At 62.9% G+C, this 21,840-nt stretch carries 16 protein-coding genes; 7 read left to right on the top strand and 9 right to left on the bottom strand.

The genetic code is table 11. From position 1 onward, the window contains the following. Nucleotides 1-2: 2 nt before the first annotated feature. From GDV60_RS22295 to lpxC, 4 genes are all read left to right on the top strand, one after another. Nucleotides 3-869 carry a cell division protein FtsQ/DivIB gene (locus GDV60_RS22295; RefSeq protein ID WP_029297835.1) on the top strand — a complete coding sequence of 289 codons (867 nt, stop codon included), beginning with the start codon at nt 3-5 and terminating at the stop codon, nt 867-869. A 15-nt stretch (nt 870-884) separates the two neighbouring features. Then, on the top strand, nt 885-2,144 hold the full coding sequence (ftsA, locus tag GDV60_RS22290) for a cell division protein FtsA (RefSeq protein ID WP_029297837.1): 1,260 nt from the start codon (nt 885-887) through the stop codon (nt 2,142-2,144). A 65-nt stretch (nt 2,145-2,209) separates the two neighbouring features. Further along, entirely contained in the window at nt 2,210-3,403 is a 1,194-nt protein-coding gene (ftsZ, locus tag GDV60_RS22285; protein ID WP_029297839.1) for a cell division protein FtsZ, read from the top strand. Between the two features lie 112 nt (nt 3,404-3,515). After that, nucleotides 3,516-4,427 (top strand): UDP-3-O-acyl-N-acetylglucosamine deacetylase, encoded by a 912-nt coding sequence (lpxC, locus tag GDV60_RS22280; RefSeq protein WP_029297841.1) that lies wholly within the window; start codon nt 3,516-3,518, stop codon nt 4,425-4,427. 100 nt (nt 4,428-4,527) lie between these two features. On the opposite strand, the gene GDV60_RS22275 is transcribed toward lpxC, so the two are convergent. The 6 genes from GDV60_RS22275 to GDV60_RS22250 form a co-directional block, all read right to left on the bottom strand. Beyond that, nucleotides 4,528-6,027 carry a sensor domain-containing diguanylate cyclase gene (locus GDV60_RS22275; protein ID WP_159908787.1) on the bottom strand — a complete coding sequence of 500 codons (1,500 nt, stop codon included), beginning with the start codon at nt 6,025-6,027 and terminating at the stop codon, nt 4,528-4,530. An 84-nt stretch (nt 6,028-6,111) separates the two neighbouring features. Next, nucleotides 6,112-7,434: an OprD family porin gene (locus GDV60_RS22270; protein WP_159908786.1), complete on the bottom strand. Its 1,323-nt coding sequence runs from the start codon at nt 7,432-7,434 to the stop codon at nt 6,112-6,114. 346 nt (nt 7,435-7,780) lie between these two features. After that, a complete protein-coding gene (locus tag GDV60_RS22265; RefSeq protein WP_092238202.1) occupies nt 7,781-9,145 on the bottom strand; it encodes a heavy metal sensor histidine kinase in 1,365 nt (454 codons plus the stop codon). Then, nucleotides 9,135-9,812 (bottom strand): heavy metal response regulator transcription factor, encoded by a 678-nt coding sequence (locus GDV60_RS22260; protein ID WP_029297848.1) that lies wholly within the window; start codon nt 9,810-9,812, stop codon nt 9,135-9,137. The genes GDV60_RS22265 and GDV60_RS22260 overlap by 11 nt, the downstream gene beginning before the upstream one ends. Nucleotides 9,813-9,821: 9 nt before the next feature. Beyond that, nucleotides 9,822-12,917 (bottom strand): multidrug efflux RND transporter permease subunit, encoded by a 3,096-nt coding sequence (locus GDV60_RS22255; RefSeq protein WP_159908785.1) that lies wholly within the window; start codon nt 12,915-12,917, stop codon nt 9,822-9,824. Continuing rightward, nucleotides 12,914-14,080 (bottom strand): efflux RND transporter periplasmic adaptor subunit, encoded by a 1,167-nt coding sequence (locus GDV60_RS22250; RefSeq protein WP_159908784.1) that lies wholly within the window; start codon nt 14,078-14,080, stop codon nt 12,914-12,916. The genes GDV60_RS22255 and GDV60_RS22250 overlap by 4 nt, the downstream gene beginning before the upstream one ends. Before the next feature lie 215 nt (nt 14,081-14,295). Between GDV60_RS22250 and GDV60_RS22245 the strand changes: the two genes are divergently transcribed. The 3 genes from GDV60_RS22245 to GDV60_RS22235 all read left to right on the top strand — a co-directional run bounded on the left by GDV60_RS22245 (nt 14,296) and on the right by GDV60_RS22235 (nt 17,558). After that, nucleotides 14,296-14,529 carry a hypothetical protein gene (locus GDV60_RS22245; protein WP_029297855.1) on the top strand — a complete coding sequence of 78 codons (234 nt, stop codon included), beginning with the start codon at nt 14,296-14,298 and terminating at the stop codon, nt 14,527-14,529. 146 nt (nt 14,530-14,675) lie between these two features. Then, complete coding sequence (locus tag GDV60_RS22240; RefSeq protein WP_159908783.1) at nt 14,676-15,887, top strand: transporter substrate-binding domain-containing protein; 1,212 nt, start codon at nt 14,676-14,678, stop codon at nt 15,885-15,887. 96 nt (nt 15,888-15,983) lie between these two features. Beyond that, the gene (locus GDV60_RS22235; RefSeq protein ID WP_092238192.1) at nt 15,984-17,558 is read left to right on the top strand and encodes a PAS domain-containing methyl-accepting chemotaxis protein; all 1,575 of its coding nucleotides are present in this window, start codon (nt 15,984-15,986) and stop codon (nt 17,556-17,558) included. A gap of 2,014 nt (nt 17,559-19,572) precedes the next feature. Here the strand turns inward: GDV60_RS22235 and GDV60_RS22230 are convergent. The 3 genes from GDV60_RS22230 to GDV60_RS22220 form a co-directional block, all read right to left on the bottom strand. Continuing rightward, nucleotides 19,573-20,316: a YkgJ family cysteine cluster protein gene (locus GDV60_RS22230; protein WP_159908782.1), complete on the bottom strand. Its 744-nt coding sequence runs from the start codon at nt 20,314-20,316 to the stop codon at nt 19,573-19,575. Between the two features lie 108 nt (nt 20,317-20,424). Further along, complete coding sequence (locus tag GDV60_RS22225; protein WP_070995630.1) at nt 20,425-20,907, bottom strand: N-acetyltransferase; 483 nt, start codon at nt 20,905-20,907, stop codon at nt 20,425-20,427. Next, on the bottom strand, nt 20,908-21,810 hold the full coding sequence (locus tag GDV60_RS22220) for a chemotaxis protein CheV (RefSeq protein WP_159908781.1): 903 nt from the start codon (nt 21,808-21,810) through the stop codon (nt 20,908-20,910). Between the last annotated feature and the right edge of the window lie 30 nt (nt 21,811-21,840).

Genomic DNA, 21,840 nt, shown 5'->3' with positions numbered 1-21,840 from the left:
CCATGCAAGGCGCATCGCTTCGTCATCAGCAACCCGCTCCCGGCCGCAAGCCGGTGCCGCGTGGTGCCAGTCGAATGGTGGCTAAAGAGCCGATGTCGGCGCGCCTGCCGAAAGCCAACTTTGGTTTTCTCAAGGCCTTGTTCTGGCCGGTGCTGCTGGTAGCGCTGGGCTTTGGTACCTATGAAGGTGCGCAGCGGCTGTTGCCGTATGCCGACCGCCCGATCACCAAGATCAGCGTGCAGGGCGACTTGAGCTACATCAGCCAGCAAGCGGTGCAGCAGCGGATCGCGCCTTTCGTGGCCGCGAGCTTCTTCACCATCGACCTGGCAGGCATGCGTGCCGAACTGGAACAGATGCCGTGGATTGCCCACGCCGAAGTACGGCGCGTGTGGCCGGATCAAGTGACGATCCGCCTGGAAGAACAACTGCCCGTGGCCCGTTGGGGCGACGAGGCGCTGTTGAACAACCAGGGCCAGGCATTCAACCCGCGCGAGTTGGCCAACTACGAGCATTTGCCGCAGTTGTTCGGACCGCAACGGGCACAGCAGCAAGTGATGCAGCAGTACCAGGCCTTGAGCCAGATGCTGCGGCCACTGGGCTTCTCCATTGCGCGCCTGGAATTGCGCGAGCGGGGCAGTTGGTTCCTGACCACCGGGGCAGGCAGTTCCGGCCCGGGCATCGAGTTGTTGCTGGGACGCGACCACTTGGTGGAGAAGATGCGCCGCTTTATCGCCATCTACGACAAAACCCTGAAAGAACAGATTACGAACATTGCGAGCATCGACCTGCGTTATGCCAACGGCCTGGCCGTTAGCTGGCGCGAACCGGCTGCGCCCACGGCAGCGCAACCCGCTGTCGCGAAGAATTAAGAAGAGGCAGGACCCATGGCAAACGTGCAAAGCGGCAAAATGATCGTCGGTCTCGATATCGGCACCTCCAAGGTGGTGGCGCTGGTAGGCGAGGTCGCGGACGACGGCACGCTGGAAATCGTCGGAATCGGCACGCATCCGTCCCGGGGCCTGAAGAAGGGCGTGGTGGTCAATATCGAATCCACCGTGCAATCGATCCAGCGCGCCATCGAAGAAGCGCAACTGATGGCCGGCTGCCGGATTCACTCGGCGTTCGTCGGCGTGGCGGGCAATCACATCCGCAGCCTGAACTCCCACGGCATCGTGGCGATCCGCGACCGTGAAGTCAGCTCCGCCGACCTTGAGCGCGTCCTTGACGCCGCCCAGGCCGTGGCGATCCCGGCTGACCAGCGCGTGTTGCACACCCTGCCGCAGGACTACGTGATCGATAACCAGGAAGGCGTACGTGAGCCCCTGGGCATGTCGGGCGTACGTCTGGAAGCCAAGGTCCACGTAGTGACCTGCGCGGTGAATGCCGCACAGAACATCGAAAAATGCGTGCGCCGCTGCGGCCTGGAAATCGACGACATCATTCTTGAGCAACTGGCCTCGGCCTACTCGGTACTGACCGACGACGAAAAAGAACTGGGCGTGTGCCTGGTGGACATCGGCGGCGGCACCACCGACATCGCAATCTTCACCGAGGGTGCGATCCGTCACACCGCAGTGATCCCGATTGCCGGCGACCAGGTGACCAACGACATCGCCATGGCGTTGCGTACACCGACCCAGTACGCCGAAGAAATCAAGATCCGCTACGCCTGCGCCCTGGCCAAGCTGGCCGGTGCCGGTGAAACCATCAAGGTGCCAAGCGTGGGCGATCGTCCACCGCGCGAACTGTCGCGCCAGGCCCTGGCCGAAGTGGTCGAGCCGCGCTACGACGAACTGTTCACCCTGATCCAGGCTGAACTGCGCCGCAGTGGCTACGAAGATTTGATCCCGGCCGGCATCGTGCTGACCGGTGGCACCTCGAAGATGGAAGGCGCGGTCGAACTGGCCGAGGAAATCTTCCACATGCCGGTCCGCCTGGGCGTGCCCCATGGCGTCAAGGGCCTGGGCGACGTGGTGCGCAACCCGATTTATTCCACCGGTGTGGGCTTGCTGTTGTACGGCCTGCAAAAGCAGACCGACGGCATTTCCCTGTCGGGCATTGGCAGCCGCGAAAGCTACAGCAGTGACGAGCCTAAAGCGCCGTTACTGGAGCGCCTGCAAGCCTGGGTGAAGGGCAATTTCTAAAGATTTACCGCAACACCGTTTCAAGTAGTAGGCGAAAAAACTAGAGAAATGAAAGGAGAGGGAAAATGTTCGAACTCGTAGACAACATCCCCGCAAGCCCGGTTATCAAAGTAATCGGTGTCGGCGGTGGCGGCGGCAACGCTGTCAACCATATGGTCAAGAGCAACATTGAAGGCGTTGAATTCATCTGCGCCAACACTGATGCCCAGGCGCTCAAGAGCATTGGCGCGCGGACCATCCTGCAATTGGGCACTGCGGTGACCAAGGGCCTGGGCGCTGGCGCCAATCCGGAAGTCGGCCGTCAAGCCGCCCTGGAAGACCGCGAGCGTATTGCCGAAGTGCTGCAAGGCACCAACATGGTGTTCATCACCACTGGCATGGGCGGCGGTACCGGTACCGGTGCAGCGCCGATCATTGCCGAAGTGGCCAAGGAAATGGGGATCCTGACGGTTGCTGTCGTGACCCGTCCGTTCCCGTTCGAAGGCCGCAAGCGCATGCAGATCGCCGACGAAGGTATCCGTCTGCTGTCTGAAAGCGTTGACTCGTTGATCACCATCCCCAACGAGAAACTGCTGACCATCCTCGGTAAAGACGCAAGCCTGCTGTCGGCTTTCGCCAAGGCTGATGACGTACTGGCCGGTGCCGTTCGCGGTATCTCCGACATCATCAAGCGCCCGGGCATGATCAACGTCGACTTCGCCGACGTACGCACTGTCATGAGCGAAATGGGCATGGCGATGATGGGCACTGGCTGCGCCAGCGGTCCTAACCGTGCACGTGAAGCGACCGAAGCGGCCATCCGCAACCCGTTGCTCGAAGACGTGAACCTGCAAGGTGCACGCGGCATCCTGGTGAACATCACCGCCGGTCCTGACCTGTCCCTGGGTGAGTACTCCGACGTGGGTAGCATCATCGAAGCCTTCGCTTCCGAGCACGCGATGGTCAAGGTCGGTACCGTTATCGATCCGGACATGCGCGACGAACTGCATGTGACCGTGGTTGCCACTGGCCTGGGCGCTAAAATCGAGAAGCCTGTGAAGGTCATCGACAATACCGTTCATACCAGCCAGGCGTCTTCGACTGCCGCTCCAGCGCCTGTGCGCCCGGAAATGCCGTCGGTGAACTACCGTGACCTGGATCGTCCGACCGTGATGCGCAACCAGGCTCAGGCCGGTGCTGCTGCGTCCCGTAGCCCGAATCCGCAAGATGATCTGGATTACCTGGACATCCCGGCTTTCCTGCGTCGTCAGGCCGATTGATGGAATGTATCAGGGCTATGAAGGTGATTGGTGTTCAGCAAAGGTCTGGTCTGTTATTATCGCCAGCCTTTGTTGATACCAGTTCGCAATTTGCGCTGAAGCGGTCCAAGCCATGATTAAACAACGCACCCTGAAGAATATTATCCGTGCCACAGGTGTAGGTCTGCACTCCGGGGAGAAGGTATACCTGACCCTCAAGCCCGCACCTGTCGACACCGGCATCGTGTTTGTTCGTGCCGACCTGGACCCTGTGGTGCAGATTCCTGCTCGCGCGGAAAACGTTGGCGAAACCACCATGTCGACCACATTGGTCAACGGTGACGTCAAAGTGGACACGGTGGAGCACTTGCTCTCGGCCATGGCTGGCCTGGGCATCGATAACGCCTACGTCGAGCTCTCCGCGTCTGAAGTCCCGATCATGGATGGTAGCGCTGGACCTTTCGTATTCCTGATTCAATCTGCCGGCCTGGAAGAACAGGACGCAGCCAAGAAGTTCATTCGCATTCTGCGGGAAGTGACAGTAGAAGACGGCGACAAGCGCGCCACCTTCGTCCCGTTCGAAGGCTTTAAAGTGAGCTTTGAGATCGATTTCGATCACCCGGTATTCCGTGACCGCACCCAAAGTGCAAGCGTGGATTTTTCCAGCACTTCGTTCGTAAAAGAAGTCAGCCGCGCCCGTACCTTTGGTTTCATGAGTGACATCGAGTACCTGCGCAAGCACAACCTCGCACTCGGCGGCAGCGTGGAAAACGCCATCGTGGTCGACGCGGATGGTGTACTGAACGAAGACGGCCTTCGCTATGAAGACGAGTTCGTGAAGCACAAGATCCTCGATGCAATTGGTGACCTCTACCTGCTGGGCAATAGCCTGATAGGCGAGTTCAAAGGCTTCAAGTCGGGCCATGCACTGAACAACCAGCTCCTGCGCAAATTGATTGAGCAGAAAGATGCTTGGGAAGTCGTGACCTTCGAAGATGCCAGCACCGCACCGATCTCTTACATGCGTCCCGTTGCGGCGGTGTAAGTAACAACTCTCTTTCTTTAGTTTTTAAAGGCTGCCTTCGGGTGGCCTTTTTTTATTGGCAAACATCCCCCTGCAGGAGCCGGCAAGTCGGCTCCTACATTCAAGGCGCCAGCAGTGTGGCCGCATCGACCACGCGGTTGCGCCCGCTATTTTTCGCCTCATACAACGCCCGGTCAGCACTGAGCAGCAACTGCTCCAATGACGCGCTGCTGCGTTTGTCCCAGGTGCTCAAGCCGATACTCACCGTAACTGGCTGACTATCACCCGCAACCGGCGGCAAGTGCTGGATCCCCTGGCGGATACGCTCAGCAATCGCCCGGGCACCGCTGGCATCGGTATTGGGCAGGATCACCGCAAACTCTTCGCCGCCATAACGTGCCGCCAGGTCGGCCGGGCGGCGGATCTGGCTGCCGATCACCTGTGCCACGCTGCGCAGCGCTTCGTCGCCGCCCAGGTGACCATGGCGGTCGTTGAAGGCCTTGAAGTGGTCGACGTCGATCATCAGCAGCGCCAAGGGCTCGGCGGAGCGGCGGGCGCGGTCCCACTCCAGGGTCAGGCGCTGGTCGAGGATACGGCGGTTGGCCAGGCCGGTCAGGCCGTCGGTGGCTGCCAGTTCTGACAGCACCTTCTCGGCGCGGTAACGCCGCCGTAGTTCCAGGCGCAACATCCAGCTCAACCATAACAGGCCCACACACAACACCCCGGTGGCGCCTGCCGTCAGCCATGCGGCGCGTTGCCAGGCGGCGAATACATCGTCGCTGGCCAAGGCCACCACCACGATCAATGGCAACTGGCCGACATTGGTGAAGGTGTAGAGCCGGGGGGTACCACTGATCGCAGAGATCGCCCGGAAGCTGCCGCTGCCCTCTTGCAGCATGCGCTTGAAGTTGGGGCGCGAACTCAGGTCCTTGTCGATCATGTCCCGTTCGAGCAGGGGCTGCTGGGCCAGCAGGATGCCCTGGTTGTTCAGCAGGTTGATGGTGTTGCCGCTACCAATGGTCAGGCTGCTGAACAACTGATCGAAATACGCCAGGCGCATGGTCGCCACCGCTACCCCGGTAAATTCGCCATTGGGCCCGGTCACGCGGCGGCTGAAAGCGATGCGCCAGATTTGCTCGCAGTCACAGTGGATCTTGAACGGGCGGCTGATAAACAGGCCGGTCTCGGGGTTTTGCTGATGGATTTGGAAGTAGTCGCGGTCGGCGAAGTTGCGCAGGGTGGGGGTCTGCGTCGACGAGTCGGCCAGCACCGTGCCCTGTGCGTCCAACAGCAGGACTTCGCCTTTGTAGGGCGCTGCGGTGGATTGGTCGAATTGCAGTTGGTGCCGCACATCGCCCGGCAGTCCGGACAAATCCCGACCTGCAGCAGCAATCAGCCCTTGCAGCGCCAAGTCATACAGCTCGACGTTGCGCAGCACATCGGCATTGATCAACTGGGTGATATTGCTGGTGGAGCGCTGGGCGGTCTGTAACGTGCTGGCGTGCTCGCGGATCAGCAGCACGGCGACGATGATCAGAATCAGCACAACGGTGAGGCCACTGCCCAGAATCAGCAAAAGCTCCGGGCGTGCAGGCAGTTTAAGGGCGCGGCGTTGACTCATCGGACTGACTTCGGCGGTGACGATGATGGCAGTTTAATTCCGCGCGCCTGAAATTAAGCAATCGGCGAAAAAGATAATTCGCCGTCAGAACACATTGATCGGGTAGTCGACGATTACCCGGTACTCATCCACGTCACGGTCCACCGCCGAGTAGCCATTGCTGCCACGGTTGGTCGCCCATTGCAGGCGCACCGCCAAGTCCTTGGCCTTGCCGCCCTGTACCACGTACTTGAGGTCGATATCCCGTTCCCAGTGCTTGGCATTCTTGCCGTCGGCGCTGTACCAGGCCGAGTAGCCGCGGCTGTTGGGGTCGACCTTGGTCAGGTCGGTCTTGCCGCTGATGTACGACACCGCCGAGGTCAGGCCGGGCACGCCAAGGCCTGCGAAGTCGTAGGCGTACTTGAGCTTCCACGAGCGCTCGTTGGGCCCGTTGAAGTCCGAGTATTGCTGGGAGTTGTCCAGGTACACGCTGTCGCCCTGGGCGATGTAGTCGAACGGCGTGTTGCCATTGACCCGCTGGTACGCGGCCGTGACGCTGTGATTGCCCACGCCCACGGTGAAATGCAGGCTGTAGGTGTTGTTGTCGATATCCCCCAGCAGGGCATGGCCGGTGTCTTGGGTGTGGTAGAAGTGCAGGCCGGGGTTGAGGCTGACCAGGTCATTGAGCGCGTAGGTGTAGTCCAGGTCGTAGTAGTACTGGTTCCACACGTCCTTGAGTTCAGAGGCGTACAGGTTGCTGGTCAGCCCTGGCAGGCCGCTCCAGGCCACGCCGGCCCAGTTCATGTGCTGGCTGTCCTGGCCCTTGGGCAGCGCGCCGTAGCTGGTGCCGATACGCCCGTGGCCGCTCTGGTTATAGAGCTTGGCGAAACTCGCCTGGCCACCTTCGAACATCCAGCCGTCAAGGCTGTGGTTGGTCAGGCTGACGCCACGAAAGGTCTCGGGCAGCATGCGCGTCATGCCACCGGCAATCACCGGGTTGTTGAGGAACAGGTCGCCAGCTTTGAGTTCGGTGTCGAAGGCGCGCATTTTCAGGGTGCCGCCACCGGTAGAAAACGAGCCCGGCGCTTTGCCGTTGCCGCTGCCGTACGGCAGGATACTGGAACCGTCGGTGCCACCGCCGCCGTCCAGTTTCAGGCCGAGCATGGCATGGGCGTCCAGGCCAAAACCCACGGTGCCTTGGGTGTAGCCAGACTCGAAGACCCCGAGGAAGCCCTGGCCCCACTCTTTGCTGTCGTCAGTGTGGATGTCGCGGCGGTCGCGGTTCATGTAGTAGTTGCGAGTGTTGATAGTGAGGATGGAGCCTTCGACGAATCCGTCGGCGGGAGGGGCATCTGCGGCATGGGCGAGAGGGGAGATAGTTGCTGCAATCGCGAGGAATAACGGGGTGAATGTCAGCGCGGGTTTCACCGGGGAAGCTCCTTTGGATGAGTCTGAACGGCCAATGTTGTGGGGTGTTCCTGGCCTTTTTTACGGCAAAAAAAAGCCGCTGAAGTCAGCGGCTTTAAGACAGATTCCCAGTGTAGAGCCCTGGAAATAAGTCGAGGGAAATAGCAGGGCGGGTCGGCTGTCTTTGCCGTCTCGCTCGTCGATGCGACATATTGGCGCAGGCGAGCGGTACGGTACAGAGTGTAACAAGATAATGACTGTTGCCCAAATCGCAACAGTCGAGACGGCGATCTACCTATGGGGATGGGCTTGTGTGGGAGCGGGCAAGCCCGCTCCCACATTTTGATTGTGTAGTGGTTTAAAAAAATTAGATGGGCAGGGTGATACCAAAGGTATTGCCACCGTGTTCACTGCGCACGAACACATCCCCGCCATGCATCAAGGCAATCGCCTTGACGATGGCCAGCCCCAACCCATGATTGGCTCCGCTGTTACTGCGCGAGGCGTCGACGCGGTAGAAGCGCTCGAACAAGCGGGGCAGATGTTCGCGGGCGATCAGCTCCCCTGGGTTGGTCACGCCAATCAGCACCTGCTGCTCCTGCGTTTCAATCCGTACCTGGATCTCCTGCCCCGGCGAGGTGTGCTGCACGGCATTGTTCAGCAGGTTGATCAGCGCCCGGCGCAAATGAGCCTTTTCGATCTGGACCTGGGCATCGCCGACCACGGTGACCCGCACCTGGGCGTCTTCGAGGATAAAGTCCAGGTACTCGAGGGTCGTCGCCACCTCATCGGCCAGGGAGCACTCAATCAGTTTGGTGGCCTTGCTGCCCTGGTCGGCGCTGGCCAGGAACAGCATGTCATTGATGATCGAGCGCAGGCGCTCCAACTCTTCCAGGTTCGATTGCAGCACTTCGAAGTAGTGCTCGGCGGAGCGGCCACGGGTCAGCGCCACCTGGGTCTGGCCGATCAGGTTGGTCAGTGGCGAGCGCAGTTCGTGGGCCACGTCGGCATTGAAGGACTCCAGGCGTGAGTAGGCGGTTTCTACCCGCTCCAGGGTCGAGTTGAAGGAGTTGACGAACTGCTTGAGCTCCGGCGGCAACGGCGACAACTGCAAGCGCCCCGACAGTTTGGGCGGTGCCAGTTTTTGCGCCTCATCCGACAGCTTGATCAACGGTTTGAGACCGATGCGCGCGACCCAGAAGCCCAGCAGCGAAGCCAGTACCACGCCGACAAACGACAGGCTGATCAACGCCATCAGCAGATGGTGCTGGGTGGCGCGGAAGTTGGCGGTGTCGATGGCGATCATAAAGCGCAGCGGCGGGCGCTGGTCCTTGGCCGGGAACTGACTGACCAGCACCTTGAACGGATAGGCGTGGCCCGGCAGGTACAAATCACGCTTGCCCGTGGGGCCGGCGGCGAATTCGCGGATACGTGCGTCGGGTTTGCCGTACTCATAGGTCGGGTCACTGCTCACCACCCAGAAACGAATGCGCGTGTCCTCTTCCCCCAGCAGCTTGAGTTTGCTGGCCATCTTCACCCAATGATCCGGCGTGCCGAAACGCGTGATCGACGACTCCAGCACACTGTAGCGCGCATCCAACTCGGCCCCCGGCAACAAGCCCAGGCCACGGTCCACCTGCTGGTACAACGCGCCACCGATCAGCAGGAAAATCACCAGCGCCACCAGGGTGAACATGCCGCTCAGGCGCAGGGCAATCGAGTTACTCGACACTGCGGTTCTCCAGCACATAGCCCATGCCGCGGATGGTGTGCAGCAGCTTGTGCTCAAATGGCCCGTCGAGCTTGGCTCGCAGGCGCTTGATTGCCACTTCGACCACATTGGCATCGCTGTCGAAATTGATGTCCCAGACCATTTCCGCAATCGCCGTCTTCGACAGGATTTCGCCCTGGCGCCGGGCCAGGACGCTGAGCAGCGAGAACTCCTTGGCGGTCAGGTCCAGGCGCTGGCCGGCGCGGCTGGCCTTGCGGCTGATCAGGTCGATCCACAGGTCGGCGATGCTCACCTGTACCGGCTCATGCCCGCCGCTGCGCCGGGTCAGGGCTTGCAGGCGCGCCACCAGTTCGAGGAACGAAAACGGCTTGCCCAGGTAATCGTCGGCGCCTTCGCGCAGGCCGCGAATGCGGTCTTCCACACGCTCGCGGGCGGTGAGCATGATCACTGGCGTCTGCTTGCGGGCCCGCAGTGCGCGCAGCACGCCAAAGCCGTCGAGGCCGGGCAGCATCACATCGAGCACGATCACCGCGTAGTCGCTTTCCAGGGCCAGGTGCAGGCCCTCGATGCCGTCGCGGGCCACGTCCACGGTGTAGCCTTGTTCCGTCAGCCCGCGATGCAGGTAGTCGGCGGTTTTTTCTTCGTCTTCAATAATCAGGACGCGCATGACCCCGCCTCAATGTGTGGTCGCCAACCCGAGGGCCGGTTTGGGTCTGTGGAAAAGTTTCTCAAGGTACAAGTATATGACCGGCGTGGTGAACAACGTCAGCGCCTGGCTCACCAGCAACCCGCCGACCACCGCGATCCCCAGGGGCTGGCGCAACTCCGCGCCGGGGCCTGCGCCGAGCATCAGCGGCACCGCGCCCAGCAGGGCGGCGAGGGTGGTCATGATGATCGGCCGGAACCGCGTGATACAGGCTTCGTAAATCGCCTCGCCAGGTGCCAGCCCACGCACGCGCTGGGCTTCCAGGGCAAAGTCGATCATCAGGATGCCGTTTTTCTTGACGATACCGATCAACAGCACCAGGCCGATCAACGCCATGATGGAAAAGTCCTGGCCTAGCAGCCAGAGCATGATCAGCGCGCCCAGGCCGGCCGAGGGCAGGGTCGAGATGATCGTCAGCGGGTGCACGAAGCTCTCATACAGCACGCCGAGGATGATATAGACCGCCACCAGCGCCGCGAGGATCAACCACGGCTGGCTGGCCAATGAACTCTGGAACGCCTGGGCCGCGCCCTGGAAGTTACCGATGATGGTGCTCGGCATGCCGATTTCGTTCTTCGCCTGGTCGAGCATGATCACCGCGTCGCCCAGGGCCACGCCCGGTGCCAGGTTGAACGACAGGTTGGCCGCCGGGAACATGCCGTCATGGCTGATGGACAACGGCCCGACCGTCGGCGGGTCGACCTTGGCCAGCGCCGACAACGGCACCATCTCGCCACTGAGCGGCGAGCGCAGGTAGAAATAATTCAGGCTCTCGGCCTTGCCCCGTTGCTGGCTGTCCAGCTCCAGCACCACTTGGTATTGGTTGGTTTCGGTCTGGAATTCATTGACCTGGCGTTGGCCAAACGCATCGTACAGCGCCTGATCGACATCGGTGGCCGTCAGTCCAAACCGTGCCGCCGCCTGGCGGTCGATGCTGATGTGGGTGATGCTGCCGCCCAGTTGCAGGTCGTTGGACAGATCGCGAAAGGCCGGGTTGGCGCGCAGTTTTTCGGTCAGGCGCTGGGTCCAGGTGTTCAGGGTCGCGCCATCGTTGCTCTTGAGCACGTACTGGTACTGGCTGCGGCTGGGCCCGGAACTGAGGTTGATATCCTGGCCAGCGCGCAGGTACAGCACGATCCCCGGCACCTGGGCCAGTTTGGCGCGGATCCGGTCGATAAACTGGCTGGCCGACACATCACGCTCACCCCGATCCTTCAAGGCAATCCAGAAGCGGCCGTTGGCGATGGTCTGGTTGCTGCCGGTGACACCCACCGAATGAGAGAAGTTTTCCACTGCCGGGTCAGCCTTGATGATCTCGGCCAGGGCCTGGTGCTTGGCCACCATATCCGGGTAGGACACATCCGCCGCCGCCTCGCTGGTGCCGAGGATAAAGCCGGTGTCTTGTACCGGGAAAAACCCCTTGGGAATAAACACGTAGCCGGCCACCGCCAGGCCCAGGGTCACGGTGAAGACAGCGAGCATCGTGCGCGGATGGGCCAGTGCCCGTTGCAGGTTCCGCGCATAGCCGGCCAGCAGGCGTTCGCCAAAGCCCGGCTTGTCGTGGGGATGGTGGGTGGGGGCGCGCATGAACTGCCCGGCCAGCATCGGCGCCAGGGTCAGGGACACCACCACCGAAATCAGGATGGTCGAGGTCGCCGTCAGGGCAAATTCCTTGAACAGGCGCCCGACCACGCCGCCCATGAACAGCAGCGGGATAAACGCCGCCACCAGCGAGAAGCTGATGGACACCACGGTAAACCCGATCTCGCCGGCGCCCTTGATTGCTGCTTCACGCTTGTCCAGGCCGGCCTCAAGGTGGCGGTGGATGTTCTCCACCACCACAATCGCATCGTCCACCACAAAACCCACGGCGATGACGATGGCCACCAGGGTCAGGTTATTCAGGCTGAAGCCCATCACGTACATCAAGGCAAAAGTGGCCACCAGCGATACTCCCAGCACGCTGGAAACAATCAGGGTTGCCGACCATTGGCGCAGGAACAGCGCCATCACCGCCACCACCAGCAACACGGCGATCAACAGGGTGATTTCCACTTCATGCAGCGAGGCGCGAATGGTCTTGGTGCGGTCCGACAACGAGCTGACGTCCACCGACGCCGGCAGCATCGCCTGCAGGCGCGGCAACTCGGCCTGGATGCGGTCCACGGTGTCGACGATATTGGCCCCCGGCTGGCGGAAAATCACCAGGTTGACCCCCGGCGTGTCACCGGACCAGGCCTGCACGTAGGCGTTCTCCGAACCATTGATCACCCGGGCCACATCGCGCAATTGCACCGGCGCGCCGTCCTTGTAGGAAACGATCAGGTCGCCGTATTCCTCGGGGTGGAACAGTTGATCGTTGGTCGACAGCGTCGACACGCTGTCGCGCCCATACAGCGCGCCCTTGGCCAGGTTCAGGCTCGATTGCTGGAGCACCAGGCGGATGTCGGCCAGGGTCAGGCCGATGGCGGCGAGCTTGTCCGGCGAGGCCTGCACGCGGATCGCCGGGCGTTGCTGGCCGGTGATGCTGATCTGGCCGACCCCGTCGATCTGGCTGATCTGCCGGGCCAGCAGGGTTTCCACGTAGTCGCTCAGTTCGGTGCCGGGCATGTTGTTGGAGCTGATACTGAGGATCAGCACCGGGCTGTCCGCCGGGTTGACCTTGCGCCAAGTCGGCAGGTTGGGCATATCGCTGGGCAACTTGCCGGCCGCGGTGTTGATCGCTGCCTGGACTTCCTGGGCGGCGGTATCGATGCTCTTGTCGAGGGTGAATTGCAGGGTCAGGAGGCTGGAACCCAGGGCGCTGCTGGACGTCATCTGGGTCATGCCGGGGATGGCGCTGAATTGCACTTCCAAGGGCGTTGCCACCGAGGACGCCATGGTATCGGGGCTGGCGCCGGGCAGTTGGGCGGTGACTTGGATCGTCGGGAACTCCGCCTCTGGCAGCGGCGCGACCGGCAGGCGCGGGAAGGCGATCAACCCCAGTAGCACCAGGGCAAAGGTCAACAGCAGGGTGGCGACCGGATGGTCGACGCACCACGCCGATACCGAGCCACGGCCCTTCATGGCCGGGCCTGCGCTTGGGCGGTCTGGATCACTTGCGGCGGCTCCTTGAGCACCTCCACCTGGGCGCCGGCCTTGAGGCGTGACTGGCCGTCGCTGACCAGCACATCACCGGGCTGCACGCCGGTGACAATCGTCAGGTCGCTGTTCTGGTAGGCCACGTGCACGGGCACCACGTCCACTTTGTCGCCATTGAGGCGGTACACAAAGTGCGAGTCCATGCCGCGCTGGACCACGGTCGGTGGCACCACCAGGGCGGCCTTGTCGAGGGCGGTCTGGATCTTTACCGTGACCAGTTGCCCCGGCCACAGCGTTTGCGCGGCATTGCTGAACTCGGCCTTGGCGCGGATGGTGCCGGTGGTGGCGCTGATCTGGTTATCGATCAGGCTCAGGCGGCCCTCGCCGAGCAGGATCGCGGCCGGGCTCTCGGTGTCGGCACCCAGGAACGCATCGACACTGGCCGGGTGTTGCGCGGCGATCAGGCCTTGCAGGGTCGGCAGCATCTGTTGTGGCAGGGAAAACTCCACCGCAATCGGGTCGATCTGCGTCACCGAGAACAGGCCTTGGGTGTCGCTGGTGCGCAGGAAGTTGCCTTCATCCACATTGCGAATCCCGACGCGACCGCTGACTGGGGAGCGAATCTGCGTGTAGGAAAGCTGGACCTGGGCCGCATCAATCGCCGCCTGGTTGCCCTGGACCGTGGCCTTGAGCTGATTGACCAGGGCTTGCTGCTGGTCGTAAGTCTGCTTCGACACGCCGTCGTCGATGCTCAACTCCTTGTAGCGCTTGAGATTGACCTGGGCCACCTGCAACTGCGCCTGGCTTTCGCCCAACTGGGCCCTGGCCTGGTCGAGGCTGGCGCGGATCGCCCGGTCGTCGATGCTCGCCAGCAGGTCGCCGGCCTTGACCAGTTGCCCTTCCTTGACCTGCAATCGGGTGAGGATGCCGTCGACTTGCGGGCGAATCACCACACTGTGCAGCGACAGCACCGAGCCGATGCCGCTGACAAACCGCGGGATGTCCTGCTGGGCGACACTGACCACCCGCACCGGGATCGCAGTGGAGGCGGACAGCTTGGTCTTGGCCGGCCGGGTCGCGACCCAGGCCACGACCGCCAGGGCCACGACGGCGAGCACAATCAAGGTGGTTTTGCGTTGAATGTGCATGGGCTCGCGGCGTCCGGACAGAGAATGGGAAGAGTGAAGGCTCTTTATAGCCGGCAAACCCGGTCAGCAAAGTGACCGTTAACTGACAGCGCTGACAGCAAAGGTCGACCATTCGTACGGGCAGTGGTTAAAGAACCAGGGCGCGCAGGTATACTGCGCGCCAGCGTGGCCCGCAAGTCGGGCCCGCGTCATTTTTTGCACGCTCCGGAGCTTCCATGAATTGCCCGACACAACCGCCTGTTGAAAGCGCCGAACTCGCTGATCCAGACAGCCTCGACAGTGAGGCCAAGCCGGTGATCCCGGCCTTCAAATTCCCCTTCAAACCGGGTGAACTGGCCGGGGCGAAAGACAGCAATCAGCCGTGGTACAAAAACGGCGCGAAGAACGGCCACACCAAAACCCCTGGTATGGCGCCGCCAGGCACCCGCCGCTCGATGGGTAAACGCTGACGGCAGTTGTGCCTACAGCCATTGCTGACTTTTCGTCTTGTCGGTCCACGACCTTTTCTTGAAAGCTTGCCTGATACCCCTTCGCCGCGCCTGGTTGGCAGCAGTTTGGGTTGAGGGTGTGGGTTTTTCAGGAAAGGGATGTCTGCATGGCTTTGGCAAAGATCTTCGTGTTATCCGTTGGGCTGCTGCTGTCGGGCGGCTTTTTTATGGCGGCGGTGGCCGGCACTGCGCCGCGCAGCGAGATCCGCTTCGCGATCTCCCCGCAGTTCCCGCCCTATGAAAGCCGCAATGCCCAAGGGCGATTGGTGGGCTTGAACATCGAACTGGGCAATGCCCTGTGTGCCCAGCTCGATGTGCGCTGCACCTGGGTCGACCAGGTATTTTCCCACAGCATTGATGCCCTGGAACGCCGGCGTTTCGATGCGATCATGGGCATGGCATCCACCCCCCAGCGTCGGCAACTGATCGACTTCACCGACGACCTCTATCCCCTCACCACCCACCTGGTGGCCCGCAAGTACTCCGGGCTGCTGCCGACCGTGCGTGCGCTCAAGGGCAAGCGCGTCGGGGTGCTGGCCGGCAGTAACCGTGAAGCCTTCGCCTTGGCGCAATGGGCGCCGGCCGGGGTGATCATCAAGAGCTTCTGGCTTAACGACCAGTTGATCCGCAGCCTGGTCGCGGGCGATATCGACGCGACGCTGCAAGGCACCGCAGAAATCCGCCAGGAGTTGCTCGATACCGAACAGGGCCGGGCTTTTGACTTCGTCGGCCCGCCGGTGGCCGGCCAGCAGATGGGCACTGCCGTGGCCATCGGCGTGCGCAAGTCCGACCCCGAGTTGCGCAGTGAGCTGAACCGCGCACTGGAGCAGCTCAGGCAGAGCGGCGAGTACCAGCGCATTCTCCAGGGTTATCCACAGGAGGCACACGACGCCGCCAATGCTCAGGACCCGCTCGAGCCGCAGTTTTACCCCGCTGACCCGAAGCTGCCGTTTTCCGAGGCCGTGCGGGTCGGTAATACGCTGTACACCTCCAGCATTGCCGGGGTGGATGCCAACCTCAATCTGGTGAAGGGCGGTACGGGCGCGCAGATGAAACAGCTGATGAATACGCTGCACGAACTATTGGTGCGTCATGAGTCGTCGCTGGACCGCGTGGTCAAGTGCACCTTGATGCTGGTCGAGCTGGAGGACCTGAAGCTGGTCAACGACGTGTACCTGGGCTACTTCGCCCAAGGCCGGCTGCCCGCCCGCAGTGTGCTGGCCGTGCGCCGGCTGCCGCGCGGCGCACGGGTGGCGATCGAGTGCGTGGCCGTGGTCGGCGACCCTCCCGGATCGTTGACGGGGGTAGCGGGTAACTAAATGCGTGGAACATGAGCTGGATCAGTATTTGCTCAACCGGTGCGCTTAGAGTCGGTGCCCCTGCCGACTCCCTCAACAACCCCGAGCGCGCTTTCCATGAAGATCAATCTCCCGGTCACGGGTCGAAGTGTGGACATTGCCCAAGACGCCAACATCCTCTCGACCACTGACCTAGGTAGTTCGATTACCTACGCCAACCAGGACTTTATCGACATCAGTGGCTACAGCCGTGAGGAACTGCTGGGCGCGCCACATAATCTGCTACGCCATCCCGACATGCCGTCGGCGGCGTTTGCCCATATGTGGCAGACCCTCAAAAGTGGTCGCTCGTGGATGGGCATGGTGAAGAATCGCTGCAAGAACGGTGATCACTACTGGGTCAGCGCCTATGCCTCGCCGGTCACCCGCGACGGGGCGACGGTGGAATACCAGTCGGTGCGCACCAAGCCCGACGCACGCCGAGTGAGAGCGGCAGAGCGCGCCTATGTGCGTTTGCGCGCAGGCTCCCGGCGCATGCGGCCGGTGCTGGAGATGCCGATGAAGTTGTCGCTGGTCACTGGGGCGACGTGCGCGCTGACCTGGGGCGTGGGGGCCGGGCTGGCCAGTTATTCATGGGCGTTGCAAGTGCTGGGCCTGGCGGCAGTGGGCGCGGTTGGCGTGCTGGGCATCAATCTGTTGTTGCGGCCCCTGAGGCAATTGAGCGAGCGGGCGCGGCAGATTGCCGACAACCCCGTCAGCCAGGCGATCTACACCGGGCGCGCGGACGAGCTGGGGCAAATCGAATTTGCCATGCAAATGCTCGAAGCCCAGGCGGGCGCGGTGGTGGGTCGGATTGGCGATGCCTCGCAGCGTTTATCCGGGCACGCCGCCGCCCTGGTCCAGCAACTGGACAGCAGCCACACCAGCACCCTGGGCCAGCAGAGCCAGACCGACCAGGTGGCGACCGCCATCCAGCAGATGGCGGCCAGTGTGGCGCAAGTTGCCAGCCACGCCCAACAAGCCTCGAAAGCGGCAGACCTGGCCGGCAGCGAGACCCGTGAAGGCCATCTGCGCGTGGACGAAAGCCGCGATGCGGTGCTGCGCCTGTCCCAGGAACTGGCCAGGGCCACCACCGTGATCCATCAACTGGAAAGCCACAGCGGGGATATCTCCAGCGTACTGGAAGTGATCCGGGCGATTGCCGAACAGACCAACCTGCTGGCCCTCAACGCGGCCATCGAGGCGGCGCGGGCTGGCGAGCAGGGCCGTGGCTTTGCGGTGGTGGCCGACGAAGTGCGCGGCCTGGCGCAACGTACCCAGCAATCCACCAATGAAATCCAACGCATGATCAGCACCTTGCAGGGCGGCGCCCGTGATGCGGTGATGGCCATGGAGCAAAGCAGCCAGCATGTCGAAGTCAGCGTCGACCATGCCCAGCGCGCCGCGTCGGCCCTGGATGGCATCAGCCAGCGGGTCAACCAGATCACGGCCATGAGTGTGCAGATTGCGGCGGCGGTGGAAGAACAGAGCGCGGTGAGCGAGGACATCAATCGCAATATCGTCGGCATCCGCAATGCAGGCGAGGCGACCGTCAGCGCCGGCCAACAGAGCCAGCTCAGCTCGGGCGACGTCGCCGCGCTGGCGGAAGACCTGCGGCGCTTGGCAGAAGAGTTCTGGGGCAAACGCCGCTAACCTGCGGCAGTGACGAGCGAGCGCGCTTGTCGTGGCGAGCGGGCTTGCCCCGCGCTGGGTGGCGAAGCCGCCCCAAAACCTGTTGGCTCGGTATGTCTGAAACAACTGCGGTGCCTGGAGTGGGGCTGCTACGCAGCCCAGCGCGGGGCAAGCCCGCTCGCCACCACAAGCGCGCTGGCCGCAAGAAATCTACAGTCCAAGAAAACTACTGTGCTGCAGCCCCCCAAACTCCCGACCTGCCGCCGCCCTCCCAGTGGCGAGCGGGCTTGCCCCGCGCTGGGTGGCGAAGCCGCCCCAAAACCTGCTGGTTCGGTATGTCTGAAACAACTGCGGTGCCTGGGGTGGGGCTGCTCCGCAGCCCAGCGCGGGGCAAGCCCGCTCGCCACCACAAGCGCGCTGGCCGCAAGAAATCTACAGTCCAAGAAAACTACTGTGCTGCAGCCCCCCAAACTCCCGACCTGCCGCCGCCCTCCCAGTGGCGAGCGGGCTTGCCCCGCGCTGGGTGGCGAAGCCGCCCCAAAACCTGCTGGTTCGGTATGTCTGAAACAACTGCGGTGCCTGGGGTGGGGCTGCTCCGCAGCCCAGCGCGGGGCAAGCCCGCTCGCCACCACAAGCGCGCTGGCCGCAAGAAATCTACAGTCCAAGAAAACTACTGTGCTGCAGCCCCCCAAACTCCCGACCTGCCGCCGCCCTCCCAGTGGCGAGCGGGCTTGCCCCGCGCTGGGTGGCGAAGCCGCCCCAAAACCTGCTGGTTCGGTATGTCTGAAACAACTGCGGTGCCTGGGGTGGGGCTGCTCCGCAGCCCAGCGCGGGGCAAGCCCGCTCGCCACCACAAGCGCGCTGGCCGCAAGAAATCTACAGTCCAAGAAAACTACTGCGCTGCAGCCGCCCCCAAACTCCCGACCTGCCGCCGCCCTCCCAGTGGCGAGCGGGCTTGCCCCGCGCTGGGTGGCGAAGCCGCCCCAAAACCTGCTGGCTCGGTATGTCTGAAACAACTGCGGTGCCTGGGGTGGGGCTGCTACGCAGCCCAGCGCGGGGCAAGCCCGCTCGCCACCACAAGCGCGCTGGCCGCAAGAAATCTACAGTCCAAGAAAACTGCTGCGCTGCAGCCGCCCCCAAACTCCCGACCTGCCGCCGCCCTCCCAGTGGCGAGCGGGCTTGCCCCGCGCTGGGTGGCGAAGCCGCCCCAAAACCTGCTGGCTCGGTATGTCTGAAACAACTGCGGTGCCTGGGGTGGGGCTGCTACGCAGCCCAGCGCGGGGCAAGCCCGCTCGCCACCACAAGCGCGCTGGCCGCAAGAAATCTACAGTCCAAGAAAACTGCTGCGCTGCAGCCGCCCCCAAACTCCCGACCTGCCGCCGCCCTCCCAGTGGCGAGCGGGCTTGCCCCGCGCTGGGTGGCGAAGCCGCCCCAAAACCTGCTGGCTCGGTATGTCTGAAACAACTGCGGTGCCTGGGGTGGGGCTGCTACGCAGCCCAGCGCGGGGCAAGCCCGCTCGCCACCACAAGCGCGCTGGCCGCAAGAAATCTACAGTCCAAGAAAACTGCTGCGCTGCAGCCGCCCCCAAACTCCCGACCTGCCGCCGCCCTCCCAGTGGCGAGCGGGCTTGCCCCGCGCTGGGTGGCGAAGCCGCCCCAAAACCTGCTGGCTCGGTATGTCTGAAACAACTGCGGTGCCTGGGGTGGGGCTGCTCCGCAGCCCAGCGCGGGGCAAGCCCGCTCGCCACGACAAGCCCGCTCGCCACCACAAGCGCGCTGGCCGCAAGAAATCTACAGTCCAAGAAAACTGCTGCGCTGCAGCCGCCCCCAAACTCCCGACCTGCCGCCGCCCTCCCAGTGGCGAGCGGGCTTGCCCCGCGCTGGGTGGCGAAGCCGCCCCAAAACCTGCTGGCTCGGTATGTCTGAAACAACTGCGGTGCCTGGAGTGGGGCTGCTACGCAGCCCAGCGCGGGGCAAGCCCGCTCGCCACTACAAGCGCGCCCGACACAGCGACAGGCTTACGCCTCTGACGGCCCTCAGGCAGCGCGCAGGGAGATGAACGCGTAGTTGGCCGGCACGTCGGTGGCGATCTGCGCCCCGGCGTCCAGCAACTGCTCGGCAATGTCCATCCCGGAGACATGGAACACCCATTCATTGGCCCCAGCTGGCTGGGTCGCGGCCAATTCAATGGCCTGGGCAAAGGCGCCCATGTCCGGCAGGTAAGCGGTAAACCCATCGCCCTTGAGCGCCGTGGTCCGAATCCCCAGCAGGGCGCACACCGCCTCCTTGGTCTGCACATCGTCACGGTCGGCCTGGCGCGAGCGGCGGATCAGGTCCGCCAGTTCCTGGTCCATCAGTTCACCGCCGACGATCAGCGCCGGGCCTTGTTCCCAGGATTGCGGCGGGCAATCCTTGGCGGCCGGGTTCAGCGGGATATGCGGGTTGATCTCCATCGGGTAGATGCGACAGACCAGCGGCCTGCGCTCATAGATGCCGCAACGGTTGTCTTCGTCAAGATTCCGGCAGCGCCCGGCGTTGTAGGCGGCAAAGGTGATTGCCACGAACGCCTGGGTATTGCCGCTGGGCACCACCACTGAACGCCGTTCGGCATGCTCGCGCTGTTGCAGAGGCAGGCCCAGGCCATTGCCCAGGAAACCTTCCACCAGCACGATGACGTTGCCGCCATCTGCCGCCCACTGGCGGGCTTCGTCGAGGGTCAGGGGGACATGATGGTCGGTGCAGCATTTGCCGCAACCAACGCAGGAAAAATGGGTATTCATGGAGGATCTGCTACCAGGCCAGGTCAGAGGGCTCTCTTGAGCGGTGACGGGTTTTTACCTCTATCCGCCGCTCGCAGACTCTGGAAGCAAGTTATGCGCCAGCGCCGCTCAGTCTTCGCTGACCACGTCACGCAGCACCAAGACCATGCCGGCGCTCTCATACAGTTGGCGTGCGCGCTGATTGCTTTCCAGCACCTTGAGGTCCACGTAGGGTTCGCCGCGCTGCTTGAACACCTGGAAGCTATGTAGCAGCAAGGCGCGCCCCAGTCCCTGGCCCTGGGCGCAAGGGTGGATGCACAGATGCTTGATAAACGCACTGGTCCAACATTGGGCCACGCCAAGAATACCGTCGGCATTACTCGCCACCAGGCACAGCGTGGGGTCAAATTCCGCATCGGTGATGAATTGCTGCTGCCAGGTCTTCAGGTTGGGCACGTGGCCGCCGCCCTGGGCCTGGGTCATGCGTAACACCGCATGGATCGCCGGGGCGAGCTCATCGCGGTAATGGTCCAGACGGGTGTCGGCTGGCCACTGCGGCGCGGGCAGGCTCTTGGTGAGGTCGCGGCGCAGCAGTTGGTAATACGCTGTCACTTACAGGCCTTTTTGCGCCACGGTCTGGGCCGCGACCACCAGGCATTTGGTCAGCTCGGGCGAGGAGAACTTGGTCAGCACCGAGTCGGCCCCGGCCAAGCGCGCTTTTTCGCTGTTCATCGCGCTGTCCAGGGAGGTGTGCAGAAGCACGTAGAGGTCCTGGAAGTCCGGGGTTTCACGCAGGGTACGGGTGAGGGCGTAACCGTCCATTTCCGACATTTCGATGTCAGACACCACCACATTGATCTGCCCGGCGCTGCCTTGCAGCTCCAGCAGCACATCGATGGCTTCCTTGGCACTGCGTGCGGTGTGGCAGGTCAGGCCGAGGTTGCGCAGGGTGTGCACCGATTGCTGCAGGGCCACCTGGCTGTCGTCCACCACCAGGATGCGCGCATTGCCGAGCACTTCGGCTTCTTCCATGGTCAGGTCGGTGGGCGCGACTTCGATTTGCGCGGGGGCAATGGCGTGGATGACTTTTTCGATGTCCAGCACTTGCACCAGCACGCCGTCCACCTGGGTCACGCCGGTGATAAACGAGCGCGTGCCGCCGGAGCCAAAGGGTGGCGGGCGGATGTCAGTGGTCAGGCAATGCACGATCCGGCTCACTGCCTGCACATGCAGGCCCTGCTTGGACCGGCTGACATCGGTAACAATCAGGCAGCCGCCGTCGGGGTCTTGCAGGGGCATCTCGCCCAGGGCACGGCTGAGGTCGATCACCGACAGGGCTGCACCACGCAGGGTGGCGATGCCTTTGACGTGGGGGTGGGACTCCGGCAGCTTGGTCAGCGGCGGGCAGGGAATGATTTCGCTGACTTTCAGCAGGTTGATGGCCATCAGCTTGCCGCTGCGCAAGGTAAAGAGCAGAAGCGAGAGTGAATCTGCGCGGGCTTTGGTGGTGGACATAAAAACCTTCTGTGGATCGGCGATAACAAT

The organism is Pseudomonas sp. DTU12.1 (assembly GCF_009873475.1).
Taxonomy (GTDB): domain Bacteria; phylum Pseudomonadota; class Gammaproteobacteria; order Pseudomonadales; family Pseudomonadaceae; genus Aquipseudomonas; species Aquipseudomonas proteolytica.
This window is presented reverse-complemented; position numbering and strand designations above follow the sequence as displayed.

Bases quoted from the DNA above. Each gene is read 5' to 3' on its own strand.
- GDV60_RS22295 (WP_029297835.1), top strand. From the start codon at position 3: ATGCAAGGCGCATCGCTTCGTCATCAGCAACCCGCTCCCGGCCGCAAG.
- ftsA (WP_029297837.1), top strand. From the start codon at position 885: ATGGCAAACGTGCAAAGCGGCAAAATGATCGTCGGTCTCGATATCGGC.
- ftsZ (WP_029297839.1), top strand. From the start codon at position 2,210: ATGTTCGAACTCGTAGACAACATCCCCGCAAGCCCGGTTATCAAAGTA.
- lpxC (WP_029297841.1), top strand. From the start codon at position 3,516: ATGATTAAACAACGCACCCTGAAGAATATTATCCGTGCCACAGGTGTA.
- GDV60_RS22275 (WP_159908787.1), bottom strand. From the start codon at position 6,027: ATGAGTCAACGCCGCGCCCTTAAACTGCCTGCACGCCCGGAGCTTTTG.
- GDV60_RS22260 (WP_029297848.1), bottom strand. From the start codon at position 9,812: ATGCGCGTCCTGATTATTGAAGACGAAGAAAAAACCGCCGACTACCTG.
- GDV60_RS22255 (WP_159908785.1), bottom strand. From the start codon at position 12,917: ATGAAGGGCCGTGGCTCGGTATCGGCGTGGTGCGTCGACCATCCGGTC.
- GDV60_RS22250 (WP_159908784.1), bottom strand. From the start codon at position 14,080: ATGCACATTCAACGCAAAACCACCTTGATTGTGCTCGCCGTCGTGGCC.
- GDV60_RS22245 (WP_029297855.1), top strand. From the start codon at position 14,296: ATGAATTGCCCGACACAACCGCCTGTTGAAAGCGCCGAACTCGCTGAT.
- GDV60_RS22240 (WP_159908783.1), top strand. From the start codon at position 14,676: ATGGCTTTGGCAAAGATCTTCGTGTTATCCGTTGGGCTGCTGCTGTCG.
- GDV60_RS22235 (WP_092238192.1), top strand. From the start codon at position 15,984: ATGAAGATCAATCTCCCGGTCACGGGTCGAAGTGTGGACATTGCCCAA.
- GDV60_RS22230 (WP_159908782.1), bottom strand. From the start codon at position 20,316: ATGAATACCCATTTTTCCTGCGTTGGTTGCGGCAAATGCTGCACCGAC.
- GDV60_RS22220 (WP_159908781.1), bottom strand. From the start codon at position 21,810: ATGTCCACCACCAAAGCCCGCGCAGATTCACTCTCGCTTCTGCTCTTT.